Annotated in this window: 17 protein-coding genes and 1 tRNA gene; 8 read left to right on the top strand and 10 right to left on the bottom strand. The window is 42.2% G+C overall.

The window, feature by feature from the left end; all coding sequences use genetic code 11:
- Nucleotides 1-201 (top strand): hypothetical protein (locus CWB80_RS22715; RefSeq protein ID WP_212751492.1); only part of this gene is annotated, 201 nt, incomplete at its 5' end.
- 205 nt (nt 202-406) lie between these two features.
- On the opposite strand, the gene CWB80_RS04230 is transcribed toward CWB80_RS22715, so the two are convergent.
- The 8 genes from CWB80_RS04230 to cysG all read right to left on the bottom strand — a co-directional run bounded on the left by CWB80_RS04230 (nt 407) and on the right by cysG (nt 9116).
- Nucleotides 407-1669, bottom strand: coding sequence for an aromatic amino acid transport family protein (locus tag CWB80_RS04230; protein WP_138600935.1), 1263 nt, complete (start codon nt 1667-1669; stop codon nt 407-409).
- Between the two features lie 153 nt (nt 1670-1822).
- Nucleotides 1823-2014: a hypothetical protein gene (locus tag CWB80_RS04225; protein WP_138600937.1), complete on the bottom strand. Its 192-nt coding sequence runs from the start codon at nt 2012-2014 to the stop codon at nt 1823-1825.
- 176 nt (nt 2015-2190) lie between these two features.
- A complete protein-coding gene (gene cysQ / locus CWB80_RS04220) occupies nt 2191-2961 on the bottom strand; it encodes a 3'(2'),5'-bisphosphate nucleotidase CysQ (protein WP_054554817.1) in 771 nt (256 codons plus the stop codon).
- Between the two features lie 3 nt (nt 2962-2964).
- Nucleotides 2965-3561, bottom strand: a complete 597-nt coding sequence (cysC, locus tag CWB80_RS04215; RefSeq protein WP_138600939.1) for an adenylyl-sulfate kinase — start codon at nt 3559-3561, stop codon at nt 2965-2967.
- A gap of 14 nt (nt 3562-3575) precedes the next feature.
- Nucleotides 3576-5303 carry an SLC13 family permease gene (locus CWB80_RS04210; RefSeq protein WP_054554819.1) on the bottom strand — a complete coding sequence of 576 codons (1728 nt, stop codon included), beginning with the start codon at nt 5301-5303 and terminating at the stop codon, nt 3576-3578.
- Nucleotides 5304-5335: 32 nt separating this feature from the next.
- The gene (cysN, locus tag CWB80_RS04205; protein ID WP_054554820.1) at nt 5336-6760 is read right to left on the bottom strand and encodes a sulfate adenylyltransferase subunit CysN; all 1425 of its coding nucleotides are present in this window, start codon (nt 6758-6760) and stop codon (nt 5336-5338) included.
- Nucleotides 6760-7659, bottom strand: a complete 900-nt coding sequence (cysD, locus tag CWB80_RS04200; protein WP_054554821.1) for a sulfate adenylyltransferase subunit CysD — start codon at nt 7657-7659, stop codon at nt 6760-6762. Before cysD ends, cysN begins: the two co-directional genes overlap by 1 nt.
- Before the next feature lie 35 nt (nt 7660-7694).
- A complete protein-coding gene (cysG, locus tag CWB80_RS04195; protein WP_138600941.1) occupies nt 7695-9116 on the bottom strand; it encodes a siroheme synthase CysG in 1422 nt (473 codons plus the stop codon).
- Nucleotides 9117-9387: 271 nt separating this feature from the next.
- Between cysG and deoC the strand changes: the two genes are divergently transcribed.
- Together deoC and CWB80_RS04185 are read left to right on the top strand one after the other, a co-directional pair.
- Nucleotides 9388-10131, top strand: coding sequence for a deoxyribose-phosphate aldolase (deoC, locus tag CWB80_RS04190; RefSeq protein WP_138600943.1), 744 nt, complete (start codon nt 9388-9390; stop codon nt 10129-10131).
- Nucleotides 10121-10621 (top strand): hypothetical protein, encoded by a 501-nt coding sequence (locus CWB80_RS04185; RefSeq protein ID WP_058586658.1) that lies wholly within the window; start codon nt 10121-10123, stop codon nt 10619-10621. The genes deoC and CWB80_RS04185 overlap by 11 nt, the downstream gene beginning before the upstream one ends.
- A 44-nt stretch (nt 10622-10665) precedes the next feature.
- Here the strand turns inward: CWB80_RS04185 and CWB80_RS04180 are convergent, their stop codons facing one another.
- Together CWB80_RS04180 and CWB80_RS04175 are read right to left on the bottom strand one after the other, a co-directional pair.
- Nucleotides 10666-11799: a CsgG/HfaB family protein gene (locus CWB80_RS04180; RefSeq protein ID WP_054554824.1), complete on the bottom strand. Its 1134-nt coding sequence runs from the start codon at nt 11797-11799 to the stop codon at nt 10666-10668.
- 125 nt (nt 11800-11924) lie between these two features.
- The gene (locus CWB80_RS04175) at nt 11925-15809 is read right to left on the bottom strand and encodes a hybrid sensor histidine kinase/response regulator transcription factor (RefSeq protein WP_249362512.1); all 3885 of its coding nucleotides are present in this window, start codon (nt 15807-15809) and stop codon (nt 11925-11927) included.
- A 216-nt stretch (nt 15810-16025) separates the two neighbouring features.
- Between CWB80_RS04175 and CWB80_RS04170 the strand changes: the two genes are divergently transcribed.
- From CWB80_RS04170 to rplA, 5 genes are all read left to right on the top strand, one after another.
- A tRNA-Trp gene (locus CWB80_RS04170) sits at nt 16026-16102 on the top strand.
- A 132-nt stretch (nt 16103-16234) separates the two neighbouring features.
- Nucleotides 16235-16612, top strand: coding sequence for a preprotein translocase subunit SecE (gene secE, locus CWB80_RS04165; protein WP_036971579.1), 378 nt, complete (start codon nt 16235-16237; stop codon nt 16610-16612).
- A 4-nt stretch (nt 16613-16616) separates the two neighbouring features.
- Complete coding sequence (gene nusG / locus CWB80_RS04160; protein ID WP_054554826.1) at nt 16617-17174, top strand: transcription termination/antitermination protein NusG; 558 nt, start codon at nt 16617-16619, stop codon at nt 17172-17174.
- A gap of 214 nt (nt 17175-17388) precedes the next feature.
- Nucleotides 17389-17817, top strand: coding sequence for a 50S ribosomal protein L11 (gene rplK, locus CWB80_RS04155; RefSeq protein WP_054554827.1), 429 nt, complete (start codon nt 17389-17391; stop codon nt 17815-17817).
- A gap of 4 nt (nt 17818-17821) precedes the next feature.
- The gene (gene rplA / locus CWB80_RS04150) at nt 17822-18526 is read left to right on the top strand and encodes a 50S ribosomal protein L1 (protein WP_054554828.1); all 705 of its coding nucleotides are present in this window, start codon (nt 17822-17824) and stop codon (nt 18524-18526) included.
- Nucleotides 18527-18644 lie beyond the last annotated feature (118 nt).

The following is an 18644-nucleotide window of genomic DNA, read 5'->3' as shown; positions in this document are numbered from 1 at the left end:
TATTTAAGCGGAATGGTATTACAAGTTAGCAAGGGTAAAGTTGAACTGTGGGGTTGTTTAGTACAGAGTCATTCTAAGCTCACCCTGTTCATTCTCCAGGTAGGTTGGGTAGAGAGGAGCGAAACCCAACATAATCCATATGACCCTCTTCATAACCCATGGTTAAAAATTCTTAAAATCTCTACTGGTCTAACAGGTTAGCGATCTCTAAAACGGCTTATTTCACCTTGCGCTAATTCGTCTTTTATTAATGAACTTTACCTCTGCATTGTGCATGACGAATTACCACGCTGTTGGGTTTCGCTGCGCTCTACCCAACCTACGCCACGCCTTCCAACTTTCCAGTTGCTAACAAAAAAGCCCAGCCGGTTTCCCGGCTGGGCTTCTATATCTAGCAATGATGGGATTACTTAATCATGCTGTAGATAAGCGCAAATACGGCTAGAGAGCCAACTGTTAATACGAACAGTGTGCTTAAGCGGTTTCTGTATTTGTGTAAGCTAGGTACTTTATAAACGGCAATCATTGGCATGATGAAAAGGATCATGGCGATGATAGGGCCTGACAGCTGATCCATCATGTCTAAAATACTTGGGTTGATCACTGAGCAATACCAAATAGCAAAGAACATGATAACAGTGCCAATCTTATCAACGAGTTTAGGGTTCATATGGGCTTGCTTACTAACAAGGCCGTTGAAGCTCTCACGGGCACCTAAGAAGTGACCTAAGAATGAAGATGTAATCGCGATAAAGGCTACTAATGGCCCTAAGGTCGCAATAAACGAGTTATCTGTAATATTGGCAAGGAATGACAAGATAGACACGTTATCAGCTTTTGCTTGTACCATTTGTTCAGTAGATAGTGACAGCACACACGAGAATACAAACAGTAAAACAAACACGATTAATAGTAGGCTAGTACGCTTTAGAATTGCTTCTGACTTCATTTTAGCATTATTGCCGTAGTGAGCACGTTGTACATGCACAAAGCTTGAGATCGCAGCTGCGTGGCTAAATGAGAATACAATGATAGGTATTGATAACCAAAGTGTTTTCATAAAGCCTGAAAACTCAGGGACAGACACATCTGGCATTTGCCAGCTTGGGATCAGGTAAATCGATAAGAAAAACAAGATAGCGACAAGCGGATAAACAAGGATTGCAAAAGCACGTAACATCAGTGCTTCGCCACCAAGCATTAAACTGATCATACCGCCAACGAGTACACCAGATAACAGTACGCGTGGTGGTGATTCCATACCTAGTTGATTAACGATAAAGCTATCAACAGTGTTGGTTAATCCTACACCGTAAATAAGTAAAATAGGGAAGATAGAGAGAAAATACAGTAAAGAGATTAAGCGCCCGGTGTTAATGCCAAAGTGTTCTTCTACTACATCGGTAAAGTCTGCTTTAGGCTGTTTTGATGATAAAACAAATCGGGCTAAGCCTCTGTGAGCTAAGTAAGTCATCGGAAAGGCAAGGCATGCCATGATAATCAAAGGCCAAAATCCGCCGATACCGATATTAATTGGTAAGAATAAAATCCCTGCACCGACTGCGGTGCCAAATAAACTTAATACCCATTGGGTGTCATGAAGATTCCATTTTGAGTTACTACTTGTTGTCGATGCATCATACGGCATAGCATCTTGATGTGTGTTCATTAGCACTCCACTATTAGAATAATAATTGTCGCGCAGCATATAGAAAAGCGACTTAGAATGCATGTTTTAGCGTTGTATTTAAATAACTATGCTGTAAGGAGAGACTTACAAAAGAAGAAAGTTGGGCTTATTTATAAAGCCCAGTTGTGGTATTTATTCTGCTGCTGCAAGTGCGCGAGCTTTAATATCTGCGGCAAATGCTAAACCTTTCTTAAAACGTGCCTCAGCTGCAGTGATTTCACTTTCATCGCCATTAGCGGCAAGCACTCCTTGTGAAAGGGCTTTATAAAGTGCGCTAATTTGGGCCTCGTAGCCAGATTCAATTGCTTTTTCAACAGTCGTCATGGTTATTCCTTTATGAGTTTGAGAGAGCAAAATACTATAGGAACAAGGACTTATTGGCTAGATGATTGTGGTCATAAAGTAGGGAATATGAAATTTTGATATTTTTTTTGCGATGACAGGGGAGACGCTGGGTTTCGCTACGCTCTACCCAGCCTACGGTATTTAACGGAATGCTTTTAGTCCTGTAATGCCGATACGACAAAATACGGATTCAGATACTCTTCTTTACTGTTATACAGTAGTGGGCTGCCATCGAGTTTGCTAACCGTTGCGCCTGCTATTTCGGCAATCGCATGACCTGCTCCGGTATCCCACTCACAGGTTGGGCCAAGGCGTGGGTATATATCAGCACTCCCTTCGGCAACAAGACAAAGTTTTAGCGAGCTGCCCTTTGAAACCATTTCTACATCTTCAAACTGTTTTACAAATTCAGCTAGATCAGGAGAAGGGTGTGAACGGCTGCCGACAACACGGATAAGCCCTTTATTTGGTTTACGGGTTACCTTAAGTTCAATGCGCTCATCACCTTTATCTTTAAAGGCACCAATTGCTTCTGCGGCAATATACGACACACCTAATGCTGGTGCATCGACAACAGCTAATACTGGTTTACCTTTTTCAATCAAGGCAATGTTCACTGTAAACTCGCCATTCTTTTTAATGAACTCTTTGGTGCCATCAATTGGGTCTACTAACCAGTAGCGTTGCCAAGTTTGACGGATATCCCAGCTAATATCAGCGCTTTCTTCACTTAGAATTGGTACATCAGGGGTGAGATGTTGTAAGCCATTCACAATCACTTTGTGAGCTGCTAGGTCGGCGTCGGTCACTGGGCTTTCATCAGCTTTGTACTCAACATTAAAGTCCTTTTCGTAAATCCCCATTATTGCACTGCCGGCTTGGCGTGCGAGGAGTAAGATTTCTTCTAGCAGTTCCGTTTGATTCATGACTTAACCTATAATTTGCTGTTGTTTTAAATACGCTACCAGCTCTTGCACCGATTGGTCTAGGGTGTTTTTACTGGTATCGATTTTAATTTCTGGCGATGTAGGGATTTGATAGTCTGAGTCGATACCTGTGAAGTGCTTAATTTCACCTGCACGGGCTTTTTTATAAAGCCCTTTAGGGTCGCGTGTTTCACACACGTCGAGCGGGGTATCTAAAAATACCTCAATAAACTCACCATCCTCTACTAAGTTTCTTACCATATCGCGTTCGCTTTGGAATGGCGAAATAAATGCGGTTAATACCACAAGACCGGCATCGACCATCAGCTTTGCCGTTTCACCGACGCGGCGAATGTTTTCTACGCGGTCTTCATCAGTAAAGCCAAGATCTTTACACAAGCCATGACGCACATTGTCGCCATCGAGTAGGTAGGTGTGAACACCTAATTGGTGTAATGCGCTTTCTAGTGCGTTTGCAACAGTGCTTTTGCCTGAGCCTGAAAAACCTGTGAACCATAAAATGGTTGGCTTATGCTTTTTTTGCTCACTACGCTGTGATTTGCTAATGGCGTAATTATGCCAAACGATATTTTCATCCATTGTCTTTACTCTCGTTATTGAAATGGGAATACCAGCGGTATGAGTGTTAAAACCGTAATCGAGTAAATAATCGATAAAGGTAAGCCCATGGCAATGTAATCTTTAAGGCGGTAATTTCCCGCACTGTAAACCATCAAGTTAGTTTGATAACCAAATGGCGAAATGAAACTCGCTGATGCACCAAATGCGACAGCCATAATAAAAGGCAACGGTGATACATCAAAACCAACGGCGAGTGCATACGCTACCGGAAATGAAAGCGCGGCAGCGGCATTATTGGTAATGAGTTCGGTAAACAAAACCGTCATCAAGAATATTGCGATAAATGCCCCGTAAGGCCCAAAATCACCTAATACGTATAACATGGCTGATGAAATTTCACCGGCAAGGCCTGTGCCTATCATGAGTTTGGCAAGGCCAATAGCACTACCCACTACTGCGAGTAACTCAATTGGAAAACGACGTTTTACTTCACTTAGCTTGATTGTACCCGTTAGCATTAAACCGATAAGAAGAACGAGTAGGCCTTTCACTAAGGGAACGAGGCCAACAATACTTAACCCCAATACGGCTGCAAAACTTGCTAACACAATATTTGATTGCTTAGGTTTTAAATGGGTTTGTAAATCAAGACCTGAAATATAAACGAACTCACGTTTTAAATTAGGTAGCGAGTAAAACTCTTTGCCAGGCGCTAGGATCAGCGAGTCACCAGCTTGCAACTGAACTTTACCCAAACCACCTTGTAAACGGTCATGGCCGCGGCGAATAGCAATAACGGCAGCATGAAATTGTTCACGAAAGCGAACTTCTTTAATTGTTTTACCAATGTATTTTGAAGAATGGCTAACAACAACTTCAACTAGGTGCTCAACGTCTTTCTCATGTTTGTCGTGCACAACTTTTAAGCCGTCAAATTGGGTGAGCAGAGGTACTGACTTTATATCACCTACAAAAAGTAATACGTCACCTTCTTTGATAACTTGTTTTGGGGTAACCGCACAAATACGTTTATCACCGCGGATTATTTCGGCTAAGAACAAGTCTTTTAATTCACGAAGGCCATTTTCCTCAACACTTTTACCAATAAGTTTTGAGCCTGCTTCTACTTTACCTTCAAGGTAAAAGGGCACTACTTCTTGGTCGTTTTTACCGTTATCTGGTAAATACTTGAGCATCACTAAAATAGTGATAAGGCCAACGCTCAGTGCGCCTAAGCCAATCAAGGTAAAATCAAAAAAGCCAAGCGGCTCCATGCCCGCTTCAACGGCAAAGCCATTAACAATTAAATTGGTTGAGGTGCCAATCAGGGTGATCGTGCCACCTAAAATGGCGGTGTATGATAAAGGCAATAAAAGTTTAGACGGTGAATGTGTTGGGCTTTCTTTTATCGCACTGATCAGCGATGCCACTACCGCAGTATTATTGGTAAATGATGATAAAAAGGCGGTTGATAAACCAAGCTTGGTCACCGAACTTGTCAGGCTGCCTTTCGAAAGAGACTGAGCAAGCTTTTGCACTAACGTGGTTTTTTCTACAGCTATCGAAACGAGTACAAGTAGAATAAGAGTGATTAAAGAAGGGTTTGCATAGTTAATTAGCATATCTTCAAGGCTTATTAGCCCTGCTAAATAACTAATACCAATGGCGCCGACAAATAACCATGCAGGTTTTAGTCGAGTGCCAAAAAGGCACCCCACTAATACCAGCATAATGCCTGTTAATACCAGCTGTTGATACATGCTTTTTACTTCCTATAACAGGCGAATAGTGGTTATTTAAGCTTAGTTATATCAAGCGCTTGCCAATGAGGGAAGTGCTTGCGTACTAAAGCGTTAAATTCAACTTCAAAGTCGCTAAAGCTACTTTGTTGTTCTTCAATGCTAAGTAATTGCTCAATCATACCTGCCGCAACGGTTAGGTTTGATAAGCGGTCAATTAGGATAAACGCACCTGTTTCATGATTATTGTGGTACTCATCAGCCAAAATTGTTTCTGTAAGCTCTAAGGTTACAATTGCAATTTCGTTAAGTTGTAATGAATCAGCTTGACCATGCTCAAGGGTATTTACATCAATCGTGTGATCGATTTTTCTTACCACTGCCGAGGTGTTTTTGCTGCCTAATTTAAAGTTATAGCTTTTACCTAATACTAACGGTGCTTCATGCATCCATACTAGTTTAGCTTGAATACGGTTTGTTACAGCAGCTTTTGAAGCGGCTGGTACAATCACATCGCCACGGCTGATATCAATTTCGTCGTTTAACGTTAAAGTGATTGCTTGGCCTGCTTCAGCGGTATCTAAGTTGCCATCGAAAGTGACAATCTCTTTGATGCTTGAGCTTTTACCTGATGGTAATACTTTTACAGCATCACCCACGCTGAACTTGCCAGACGTTAGAGTGCCTTGGAAGCCACGGAAGTCTAAGTTAGGGCGTACTACATATTGCACCGGAAGACGCGCTTCAAACCCGTTATCAATTTCAGCCGCTGGTGAGTCTTCAAGTAACTCAAGCAGTGGTTTATCTGTGTAATAAGGTGTGTGCTCTGAGCGTGTAACTACGTTGTCACCTTTTAGTGCTGACATAGGCACAAACTTGATATTAGTAACGTTTAGTTGATCTGCAAACTTAAGGTAGTCGGCTTTGATTTTTTCGTATACGGTTTCATCGAAATCGACGATATCCATCTTGTTGATAGCAACAACAAACTGCTTAATACCTAATGAGTCACAGATAAAGCTATGACGCTTAGTTTGTACTTGTACGCCGTAACGCGCATCAACTAAGATAATCGCCACATCACTGGTTGATGCGCCGGTTACCATGTTACGCGTGTACTGCTCATGTCCTGGTGTATCAGCAATAATGAACTTACGTTTTGCTGTTGAGAAGTAACGATAAGCAACGTCAATGGTAATACCTTGCTCACGCTCTGCTTGAAGACCATCTACAAGAAGTGCTAAATCAAGCTCTTCACCGGCATTACCGACTTTTTCATTGTCTTTATGCAGGGCTGCAAGTTGGTCTTCATAAATTTGGTGACTGTCATGTAAAAGGCGGCCAATCAGCGTTGATTTACCGTCATCCACACTACCACAGGTCAGCATGCGTAAAAGGCTTTTGTCTTGTTGGCGAGCAAGGTAGGCGTCGATGCCTAACTCTCTTACTTCATTAATCGTGTCGTTTGTTTTAGACATTAGAAATAGCCCTCACGTTTTTTCTTTTCCATTGAACCTGCAGAGTCGTGATCAATCACGCGGCCTTCACGCTCAGAAGAGGTTGAAAGCAGCATTTCTTCAATAATTTCAGTTAAGGTACCTGCTGTTGATTCCACAGCACCCGTAAGCGGGTAGCAACCAAGAGTACGAAAACGTACCGACTTCATTTGCGGTACTTCGCCTTCTTCTAATGGCATACGCTCATCATCAACCATGATTAGCGTGCCGTTACGCTCAACAACAGGGCGCTCTTTGGCAAGGTAAAGAGGAACCATTTCAATGTTTTCTTGGTAGATATACTGCCAAATATCCAGCTCAGTCCAGTTAGATAACGGAAATACACGAATGCTTTCACCCGGGTTAACTTGGCTGTTGTACGTATTCCAAAGCTCTGGACGTTGGTTTTTTGGATCCCATCTGTGATGTTTATCACGGAATGAGTAAACACGCTCTTTAGCACGTGATTTCTCTTCGTCACGACGTGCACCACCAAACGCAGCATCAAAGCCGTATTTATCTAACGCTTGTTTTAAGCCTTGCGTTTTCATGATGTCGGTGTGCTTTGCCGAGCCGTGAACAAATGGATTGATATCAATCTCTAACCCTTCAGGGTTTTTGTGGACGATTAAATCAAAGCCATACTCTTTAGCTAGGCGGTCACGAAACGCGATCATTTCCTTAAACTTCCAGTTGGTGTCAACGTGTAAAAGTGGAAATGGGATCTTTGCTGGATAAAACGCTTTACGCGCTAAGTGTAATAACACAGATGAATCTTTACCGATTGAGTAAAGCATCACCGGGTTTTCAAACTCAGCAGCAACTTCGCGCATGATTTTGATACTTTCAGCTTCTAATTGCTGAAGGTGTGTTAAAGCCATTGTTAGTCGTCCTACTAAAATGATTAAAAGTTAAATTAAGCTACGCCAGTAATTGGCTGGGCAAAGCTGCTGGTTTGTTCTGTTTGACCAAACCATGCAAGCTGATGGTGCAATGATGCAACTTCACCAATAATTAATAGGGCGGGTGAAATAATGCTATGGCGCGAAATCAAGTCGGCCAGCTCACCTAATTGCCCTGTTACCACACGTTGTTCTTTACGTGTGCCATTTTCGATAATGGCAACGGGGGTATCTGCACCGCGGCCATGTTTTAATAGTTGTGCTTGAATATGTGGTGATTTAATCACGCCCATATAAATCGCTAAGGTCTGATTTGGCTTGGCGAGTGACTGCCAATCTAATTCTTGACCATCTTTTTTACAGTGACCTGTTACAAACTGAATGGCTTGCGCATGATCTCTGTGAGTAAGTGGAATACCGGCATAAGCGCTACAGCCTGCAGCAGCAGTAATACCCGGTACGATTTGGTAACGTACTTTATTCGCGGCAAGAACTTGTACTTCTTCACCACCACGACCATAAATAAACGGATCGCCACCTTTAATACGGCATACTTTTTTGCCTTGCTTGGCAAAATCGACCAACATCTGATTGGTATCTTCTTGCGCCACGCTATGATCGCCTAAACGTTTACCTACGCAAACTAGGTCGGCATCACGGCGAACTAAATCCATAATTTCATCAGAAACCAAGTAATCATATACAACTACGTCGGCTTGTTGCATTAACTGCAGTGCTTTTAGTGTTAATAGCTCTGGGTCACCTGGGCCTGCACCAACAACATACACTTCGCCTTCAGGCTCTGGCTTTGCATCTAACAGTTGCTCTAACTGCGCTGTTGCAGCTTCGGTATTACCCGCTTGCACTTTACTTACAACTGATGAATCAAATACGCCTTCCCAAAACTGGCGACGATCGGCAAAGTGTTTAAAGCGTTGTTTTACTTTGTCACGAAAGCTACCAACTAATGTAGCGAGTGGACCAATATGCTGTGGAATAAGCGTTTCGAGTTTTTCGCGTAAACGACGTGCTAATACCGGCGCTGTGCCTGCGCTTGAAATTGCAATTGTGATTGGATCACGGTCAACAATTGATGGAAAAATAAAGCTGCACTTAGATTGATCATCCACCACGTTAACGAAAATATTGCGCGCATTAGCAAGTTCGAACACATCTTTGTTAACGCTGTCTATATCAGTTGCAGCGATTACCAGCATTTGCTGATCTAAATACTGTTCTTTGAAAAAGTCGTTAATGAGTGTTACATCACCTTTCTCAGCAAGTTCTCGCAGTTCATCACAAAATTCAGGGGCGACTAGCGTCACATGAGCACGCGCTTTTAAAAATGCGCGGCATTTGCGTAACGCAACATCTCCACCGCCGACTACCAGCACAGGTTTGTCGTCTAATTTGGTAAAGATTGGTAAATATTGCACTTTGTTCTCACCCCTAAAACACATCAAGAAACTGCTTATTGCAGGCAAGCAGAATATAGTGCTCTAAAAAAAGTAAAAAATAATTAAAACCAAGTTTATATAACTAAAAGTTATACCAGGTGGTTTGTTTTGGCTTAAGACTTAGTTAACAAGGGATTGCGGCGAGTTACAAGTAAATAAGCAGCCTTATGGTGATTAGTTATGATTTATAGCCGAATGATAAAAATTTGCTACTATAGGTCACTAATATGGCAACACAACTATAAGAACTATGACTAAAATGCAAACAAGCGCTGCCCAAGCGGTGGCACTGATGGACTTAACAACTCTGAATGACAGCGACACAACACAAACCATTAATAACTTGGTTGCCAGTATTGAGCCAACGTTAGGCATTCCTGCAGCGGTTTGTGTGTATAGCCAGTTTGTTAGCGATGCAAAGCTTGCTCTCGCTGAGCGCGAACTACAGCAAGTCAAAGTGGCTACAGTTACTAACTTTCCTAGTGGGGAGCAATCGTTAGAGCAAGTGTTAAATGAAACCCTGTTTGCCATTGAGCGCGGCGCTGATGAAATTGATTTAGTGATCCCTTATAAATCGCTAATTGCCGGTGATGAGCGCAAAGTTTTAGAGTATGTCAAAGCGTCAAAAGAGGCATGTGGCACTCAAGCGCAGCTTAAAGTCATTATCGAAAGTGGCGAATTAAGCGATGACCTCATTGCAACAGCAACAAAGCTGGCAATTGATGGCGGCGCTGACTTTGTTAAAACCAGTACCGGTAAAGTGGCTGTTAATGCAACGCTAGCTGCAACAGACATCATGTTAAGCACTATAAAAGCGAGTGGCAAAAAGGTTGGTTTTAAGGCGGCAGGCGGGGTCAGAACAGTCACCGATGCTGCTGAGTATTTAGCCCTAGCTGAGTCAATTATGGGTGAAGCGTATTTACAACCTGAGCTATTTCGTTTTGGCGCTTCTGGGTTATTAAAAGATGTGTATGCAACATTAAATGAATCGTGAAAGTGAACAAGAAAAAATAGCGCTCGAGCATGGTGCAGCAAAATTGTTTTTGCGCTGTTACGAAAAGCAGTTTGGCGTAAGTATGCGCAATATTTGGCATAACACGCCGAGCAAACCAGACGTGAGTTGTTACAAAGGTGATGAACGGCTTGATATTGAAGTTGCACATTTATATGCCAGCGAAACAGAGGCAATGGCGGTGTTAGGTCGGCCGCTGTCTATCTCAATGCAACGAGATCTTGCTGAAATGGCTTTAGCACCGAGTAACGAGCGTTTGCACTGTGCTTTACATCGCTTGCTGGCACAAAAAGCTAAGAAACACTACGAGTCTACTCAGCCTTGGTTATTAATTCGAAATGCCAGTACTATATGGCATCTTGATGATTTTAAGTCAGTACTTACTCACCTTGATGTGCCTAAGCATCATCCATTTCAACAAATTTGGTTGTTATGTGATTTTTATCGTGGTGAGTTATTACAAATTTTATAACTAAGGTTTTAAACAGTCAGTGCGGGCACTGGCTGTTAGTTTGCTTAGTTAAATTTAAACATACTGCCAAAGCTTTCTAAACTTGATTTGTTTGTTTTGGCAATACACCCTGAATCATCAAGAGACTTTTTAGTTGTCTCATCAGCAAGGCCAGTCACTTTCAGCTTTTTTTCTTGCTGATACTCAGTGAGCGCAATCACCGTTGCTTGATCGTACTCTACGTCTTCTATTTCATATTCTTCGTAGTGAGGCTGCCTTTTCAAATAACCCAAACAAACCAAGTTCAGTCGTGACATCGCTAAGTCTGTTTTTTCGTAGTAAGGCATTCTGTGAGTTGGAACACTAACCGATGCTACTGGCGCTTTAGCAGGAGCTGCAGCTGCGGTTACTTTTAGTGGTGCAGGGGCTGTATGGCCAGCTGCAATGGTGTTATCACTATTATAGCGATAATAAGTTGTTGGCACTTTTGACTCTAAAAACTCAACAGCTTTTACGATCACTTCGCGCAATGCTTTTTCTTTTGGTGTGTTTGACCAGCTACTTAAGTTACCACCAACGAGTGCGCCACCAAAATTGGTAGCAGCAGATGTAAAGTCAAAATCTTTACTGCCGCCCTCAACACTGGTAGCGGCTAAAATACGAGAAGTACGCGTGTCGATTAAGCGTAAATCTATCGCCATGTGCGAACTTGAAAAACCCGCCGATACCGAGCTAAATACATCACCGATAAAGCCACCACTGCCGACACGAGTGCCTGAGTTGTCATCATCAAACTCTGTGACTGCGGCAACCACAACAATTTCGGCTCCCTCTATTTCACCATACGCAGCACCAGAAGCTGCACTCACACGGCCTGACACAGCAAGGTCTTGTTCTGATAATACGGCATCAAGTGCTTGTCGCTCTAAAACAATAAAGCGATTGGTGCTAACTAATGCGGTTGTAAGTTGATCGGCCATACCTTCACCAATTTCTTTACGCCACCAACGTGAATCGTTTGATTTATCAGTAAAGCGAGCAACAGCGATCCGAGCTTTTGGGCCATTGTATTGCTGCTGTGCAACTTCGTTTATATCTGGGCTATTGGTATTGCTGGTGGTTGTCGAAGTACTCTGGCATGCAGTCAGTGCCGCAGCAAGTAACGTAATCGAAATTGCTTTGTGTGTTTTGGTGAGCATATGACTTTCCTTAACTTATATCTCATGCAGTAAATAACGCCGCACTATGGGCTTTGTTGTTATTGACGTTTGTATGGATAAGCTATAAAAATCAGTGTTTTATTAATAGCACTCAGGCGAAAACTTTATTCACTGATGCGAAATTCGGCATGTTTTTGATGTTTTTCTCGATACTGTTTTGGTGATAAGCCAACATAGCTCTTAAAGCTTCGGGCAAAATAGCTTTGTGAACTAAAACCTGCTTGCTCCGCGACTTGACCAATTGCTAACGCGCTATCGATTAGCTGTTTTTTTGCAAACTCTAAGCGAGTATTGCGCAAATAATCAGAAGGTGTTTGTGAGTACAAGGCTTTCATTTTTAGTTGCAGAGCTCGTGAGCTTAAACATAACGCAGAGGCTAATTGTTCAACCGAAAAGCTTTCATCTTGGTAGTGTGCTTGTACTGTCTGCTTAAGCTTTTCAGTGAAGGAATAATCTTTATTTTGTACTGTTACAGCGGCTGTATCACTATTCAGAGGAGCTGCCAGTTGTGCTGTTAGGTGTTGGTTTAAAATTTGTCTCAGATTAAGCAGTCCTTTTACTCTGCTAACTAGTAGAGTAGGTTCAAAAGGTTTACTCAAAAAATCATCAGCTAATAAATCCAGCCCCTTTAAGCGGCTGTGGGTATCTGCTTTAGCAGAAAGTAATAATACCGGAATGTGGCTGGTGGCTGGGTTTGAACGCAGTGCTGCTAATAATTGATAACCATCCATATTTGGCATCATCACATCACTAATAATGAGCTCAGGTAAGTTTGACTGGCAAAGGTCGAGAGCTTGCTGACCATCAGTTGCACAGATACAGTTAAACTCTTTATTAAATAAAGAAAGGAGTAGCTCTGCCATTTCCTCATTATCTTCAACAATCAGCAGTGTTGGTTGTGAGGTATGAACTTGCATAGCGCTACTGGCTTGATTATCAGCACTTTCAATCATAGGTAATGACACAGTAAAGCAGCTACCTTCAGCGATTTTACTGCTTACACTGATAGAACCACCGTATTGTTCAACGAGTTGTTTTACTAAGCTCAGGCCAATACCACTTCCTGCTTCTGACGATGTTAAGCGAGTAAAGCGCTGAAAAATCGACTGCTGATGCTCACTGGCAATACCCACACCGGTATCAGTAATTTTAAACTTTAACGCTTGTTGTACTTCACTAAGGTGAATGTCGACTGTGCCACCTGCAGGGGTGTACTTAAGAGCGTTGCTTATCAGATTACTAAAAATCGAGTGAGCATGTTCAGGAGCAAGGTTAATCTTAAGTGCTGTAGTGGTGGTGTCAGTGAAGCTAAATTGCAGCTGTTTTTGCTCATACAGAGGCCTGAAATCCGCCACTAAATCTGTTAAAAATGGCGTAATAGAATAGGGGCTGACAGTGTAAATTGCCGTGCTTGGGCGTTGACTCAATTGTAAAAGTTGATTGATTAGCTCTAGTAAGCGTTGGCAGTTTCGTTTAATACTGGCTAGTTGCGTTTGAGCTTTTGGATCGGCATTGCTTCGCTGCAATTGACTGATCGGAGCGAGTATTAAGCTAAGTGGTGTTTTGAGTTCGTGGCTAATGTTATCTAAAAACTGGTCTTTTAATTTGTTTAGCTCAATTTCGGTTTGCTTCTCTTGCTCTGCTAGTTTGCGCTTGTACAAGGCATTTAACACAAGCCAAGTCAGTGCTAAAGCAAACACAAAGTAAATACAGTAGGCTAGTTTAGTTTGCCACCAAGGAGGCACAACAGTAAGTTCTAACAGCTGTGTACTGTCACTCCATTGACCATATTGATCTTTTGCTTTTAGCAATAACTGGTAGTGACCAGCAGGCAGCTGTGGATAGTTAATTTGTCTAAGGGATGCATCGGTATATAAAAATTGCTCATCAAAGCCAGCTAGCTTGTAGCCATATTGATAATGTTTTGGAGTCGCACCATTTTTTAATGCACTAAATTTAAAACCGATAACCCCCGCTGATTTTGCAAACGAGAATGTCTGAGTTGCACTAGCAAGGGTATTGGTTTGCTTATCAAAATGATTACTTTTAATTGTTTGGTTATTAAGTAATAACTCAGTTAACACTGGCGTAGGGGGTGTGTGCGATAAGGTTAGTTGCTCAGGGTAAAAATGATTGTAGCCATTAATACCACCAAAAAATAACTCGCCATCGTCAGCTTGAAAGCTCGCACCTAATATAAATGATTGATGCTGAATGCCGTCTTCTGGCAGAAACTGCTGCATTTGCTGCGTGCTGGGGTTGTAGCGACTGAGTCCGCCATTGGTTGCAAGCCAAAGCATGTCTTGTTTATCGGTAAGAATGTCAAAAATGTTGTCGTTAGCTAAACCTTGCTGTTCAGTAATGTGTTTCACTGTGAGGGTACGCTTGTTAACTTCATTCAAGCCTTGCATGGTGCCAACCCAAATGCTGTCTTCACTGAGTAATAAAGAGGTAACCATATTGTGGCTAAGCCCTGTCTCACCAGAGCTTTGTTCATCTAATAAACTAAATTGCTCTGTTGATATATCGAGTTTATTGAGTCCTGCTCGGGTACCAATCCACAGTGCATGCTCTTTATTATCATAAGCCAAAGTAAATACGGTGTTGTTGGCAAGGCTATTTTGCGTATCACTGTACTTATAGTGAGTTACTTTGGCAGAGGCAGGCTCGAAACGGGTTAGGCCTTGGTTACTACCAAGCCAAAGCGCACCTGTTTTGTCGCTGGTAATTGCGTAAACACGGTCACTGGCTAGCTGGTGGCTTTGCATGGTGAAAGCTGTAAACTCATCAAGGCTGTCTTGATACTTTATTAAGCCGCCTCCGTACGTACCTATCCATAACTGCTGGTTAGCGTCTTCGTGAAGGGCAAATATATTGTTATTGGTTAGGGCGTCTTTAAAGTGCTGATAACCTGATGTTGTTTTGCGATTGAGTCCATCACGGGTACCAACCCAGATCTCACCATTGGCTCTTTTAACTATTGAACGGACAAAGTTATGACTTAACGAATTTGCTTGAGAGGTTTTTAATTGATGAGAGAACTGTTGCTGCTTAGGATCATAGCGGTGCACACCATAGCCGTCTGTGCCCAGCCAAATAATACCTTGCGAGTCTTGATAAAGAGAAAGCAAATAGTCGCTGCTTAAGCCATTGGAGTTTTGTTTGTCATGACGATGTTGAGTGAATTGCTTTTGTAAGTCAGCACCAGCAGGCAAAAAGTAGAGTCCTTGCCCATAGCTTGTAAGCCAAAGGTTTTGCTGTTGGTCAACGAGGCTGTCTGTTACCCAGGTTCCATTAAACTGTTCGATTTTTTCACTACTTTGCGTTGCTAAATTTAATATATAAAGACCTTTTTTAGCACCAATTAGCAGCTTTTCGTCATTAAGCAATTTGAGATGCCAGAGCGGCACGGAGATCTGAGCATGCTGAGTAAATTGCTCAGTGCTTGAGTTAAATGAAATAAGCCCTTTATCTGTGGCAAGCCAAATTAGTTCATCGGTAATAACAATGTCTCGAACCAGTGGCTGCGCTGATTCATAGTGAAAGTGTGTAAAGCTATTATTTGATACATCAAAACGGGTTAATTTACCGTGTTCGTGGCCAAGCCACATAACATCGTCTTTAGCTAACGCCATAGACCAAATTTTATCTTCACTTAGGCTTTCATTATGGTGTGTAGAAAACACCTCAAACAGACCGGTTTTAGGGTTGAGTCTATTAAGCCCTTTGCTTGCAGTCGAAAACCATAGCTGGTTTTTACTATCTCTAACACAGCCTGTAATCCAATTCCCTGAAATGCTTTTATCATCGCTGTTAGCTTTAAAACGCTTAAATTCATAACCATCAAAGCGATTTAAGCCACCTTGTGTGGCAAACCATAAAAAACCTTGTTGGTCAGTGATGCTGCAAGTGATTGAATTTTGGCTCAGGCCCTGCTGACTATTAAAAGTGCTAAGGTGTAAAGAACGGGCACTACTCTGATTAGCCATCAACAAAATGAGGCATAACAATACAATATTAAAAGGGGATTTTAATAGCAGCACACTGATCCATGTTGTTTTATGTTCCTGTAATGGGTTTATGATAAACTGCTTTTTAATCAATGTTAATATTGATTTTTAAACGAACTGATGAGATTTTAACTAATGGGTATCTTTTACTCTTGTGTTAATGAATTGCGTAAGTATAATAGGCATCCACTTTGCAGGGGCGTAGTTCCAATTGGTAGAACAGCGGTCTCCAAAACCGACGGTTGGGAGTTCGAATCTCTCCGCCCCTGCCACTTTTTACACAATGTGTGCTAAGTCTGAAATTAAAAATCGGTTTAAACAAGTCAGTTTTTAAGTTTAGATTTTAATGGATTAACCCTGCCAGAGCGCAGGGTTGTTGTGTCTGTAGTTAAGGTAAAAATATTATGAGCACGAATGTAGAAACACCATCAAGTGCGATGGATTCAGTAAAGTGGATTGTAGCAATTGCGCTACTAGCAGGCGCAGTCGTTGGTAACCACATGTATGCAGACCAATCTGTATTATTACGTGCTATTGGTGTAGTGGTTGCTGTTGCAGCTGGTTTAGGCATTGCCTCACTAACTGAAAAAGGTCGTACTTTTCTTGCGTTTGCAAAAGAAGCACGTATCGAAGTACGTAAAGTTGTGTGGCCAACTCGCCAAGAAACAACACATACGACATTAATTGTAATGGTTGCAACTGTGATTATGGCGCTTATCCTTTGGGGATTAGATGGCATTTTATTCCGCGCAGTAGGCTTTTTAACTGGATTGGAGATCTAATCCCATGTCGGATGAGAAGAACGAAAAGAAACTACGTTGGTACGTAGTACAAGCTTTCTCTGGTTACGAGAAGCGTGTAGCACAAACTATTCTTGAGCACATCAAGATCGAAGGTTTGGAAGATAGTTTTGGTGAAGTATTAGTACCAACTGAAGAAGTTGTTGAGATGCGCGCTGGCCAAAAGCGTAAGTCTGAGCGTAAATTCTTCCCAGGTTACGTACTAGTTCAAATGGACATGAACGATGCAAGCTGGCACCTAGTGAACAGCACTGCTCGTGTTATGGGCTTCATTGGTGGTACGTCTGATCGTCCAGCACCAATTAGCCAAAAAGAAGCTGACCGCATCTTAAACCGTCTTCAAGAGAACTCTGAAGCACCTAAGCCAGCTACATTATTCGAGCCAGGCGAAGTTGTTCGTGTTATCGATGGTCCATTTGCTGACTTCAGCGGTGTTGTTGAAGAAGTTGATTACGAGAAGAGCCGCGTGAAAGTGTCTGTTCTTATCTTCGGTCGTTCGACACCTGTTGACCTTGAATTTGGTCAAGTTGAGCAAGACAAGTAAGTAAAAAATTAAAGCTGCCAAAATCGTTTAATATTTTGGCAATAAGCTTGAAAAAGGCCGCTGATTAACTTATAATCAGCGGCCTTTTTGTGTTAGGGCAAGTTACAACTTGTTTTATCACTAAAAAGTGAGAACCAATTTTTAAACTGGGAAGCCGTTAGAGTACGCGTCCTCGCGCGCACAAGGCTATGACCCACCAAATGAGGTATTTATTATGGCTAAAAAAGTTGAAGCTATTATCAAGCTACAAGTTGCCGCTGGTATGGCTAACCCTAGTCCTCCAGTAGGTCCAGCACTAGGTCAACACGGTGTAAACATCATGGAATTCTGTAAAGCGTTCAACGCACGTACAGAATCTATCGAAAAAGGCGCTCCAGTTCCTGTAGTGATCTCTGTTTACGGTGACCGTTCTTTCACGTTCGACATGAAAACTCCACCGGCTGCTTACTTACTTAAGAAAGCTGCAGGCATCAAATCAGGTTCTGGCCGTCCTAACACTGAAAAAGTGGGTACAGTAACTCGTGCTCAACTTGAAGAAATCGTTGAGACAAAACGACCTGACCTTACAGCGGCTGATATGGACGCTGCAGTTCGCACTATCGCAGGTTCTGCGCGTGCGATGGGCTTGAACGTAGAGGACTAAGATAATGGCAAAATTAACTAAACGTATGCGTACTATCCGCGAAAAAGTGGATGTAACTAAAGATTACGAAATCAACGAAGCAGTTGCTCTTTTAAAAGAGTTAGCGACAGCTAAATTCGTAGAAAGTGTTGACGTTGCTGTTAACCTTGGTATCGATGCTCGTAAATCTGACCAAAACGTTCGTGGTGCAACTGTACTACCTAACGGTACTGGTCGTGAAGTTCGTGTTGCTGTATTCACACAAGGCGCTAACGCAGATGCTGCGAAAGAAGCTGGTGCTGAATTAGTGGGCATGGAAGATCTTGCTGATCTAGTTAAGAAAGGCGAGATGAACTTTGACGTTGTTGTTGCATCTCCAGACGCTATGCGTGTTGTTGGTCAACTAGGTCAAATCTTAGGTCCACGTGGTCTAATGCCAAATCCTAAAACTGGTACTGTAACGCCTAACGTTGCAGAAGCAGTTAAAAACGCGAAAGCAGGTCAAGTTCGTTACCGTAACGACAAGAACGGTATCATCCATACTACTATCGGTAAGGTTGATTTCACTGCTGAGCAACTTCAACAAAACCTTGAAGCTCTTATTGTTGCGCTTAAGAAGGCTAAACCTTCTCAAGCAAAAGGTACTTACGTGAAGAAAGTAACTATCTCTACAACAATGGGCGCAGGTGTTGCTGTTGACCAAAACTCTCTAAGCACAGTTGTTGCTTAATTAAGAGTTTACATGGCGCGAAATTTGAACTATAATTTTGCGCCATTTTGTTGAGAAAGTTAATTTCAAAACAAGTAAAGAATTCGGGTTGAAGTCCATAATTTCGTAATGCCTTCGG

The organism is Pseudoalteromonas sp. S1650 (genome assembly GCF_005887195.1).
GTDB classification, from domain to species: Bacteria; Pseudomonadota; Gammaproteobacteria; order Enterobacterales; family Alteromonadaceae; genus Pseudoalteromonas; species Pseudoalteromonas simplex.
This window is presented reverse-complemented; position numbering and strand designations above follow the sequence as displayed.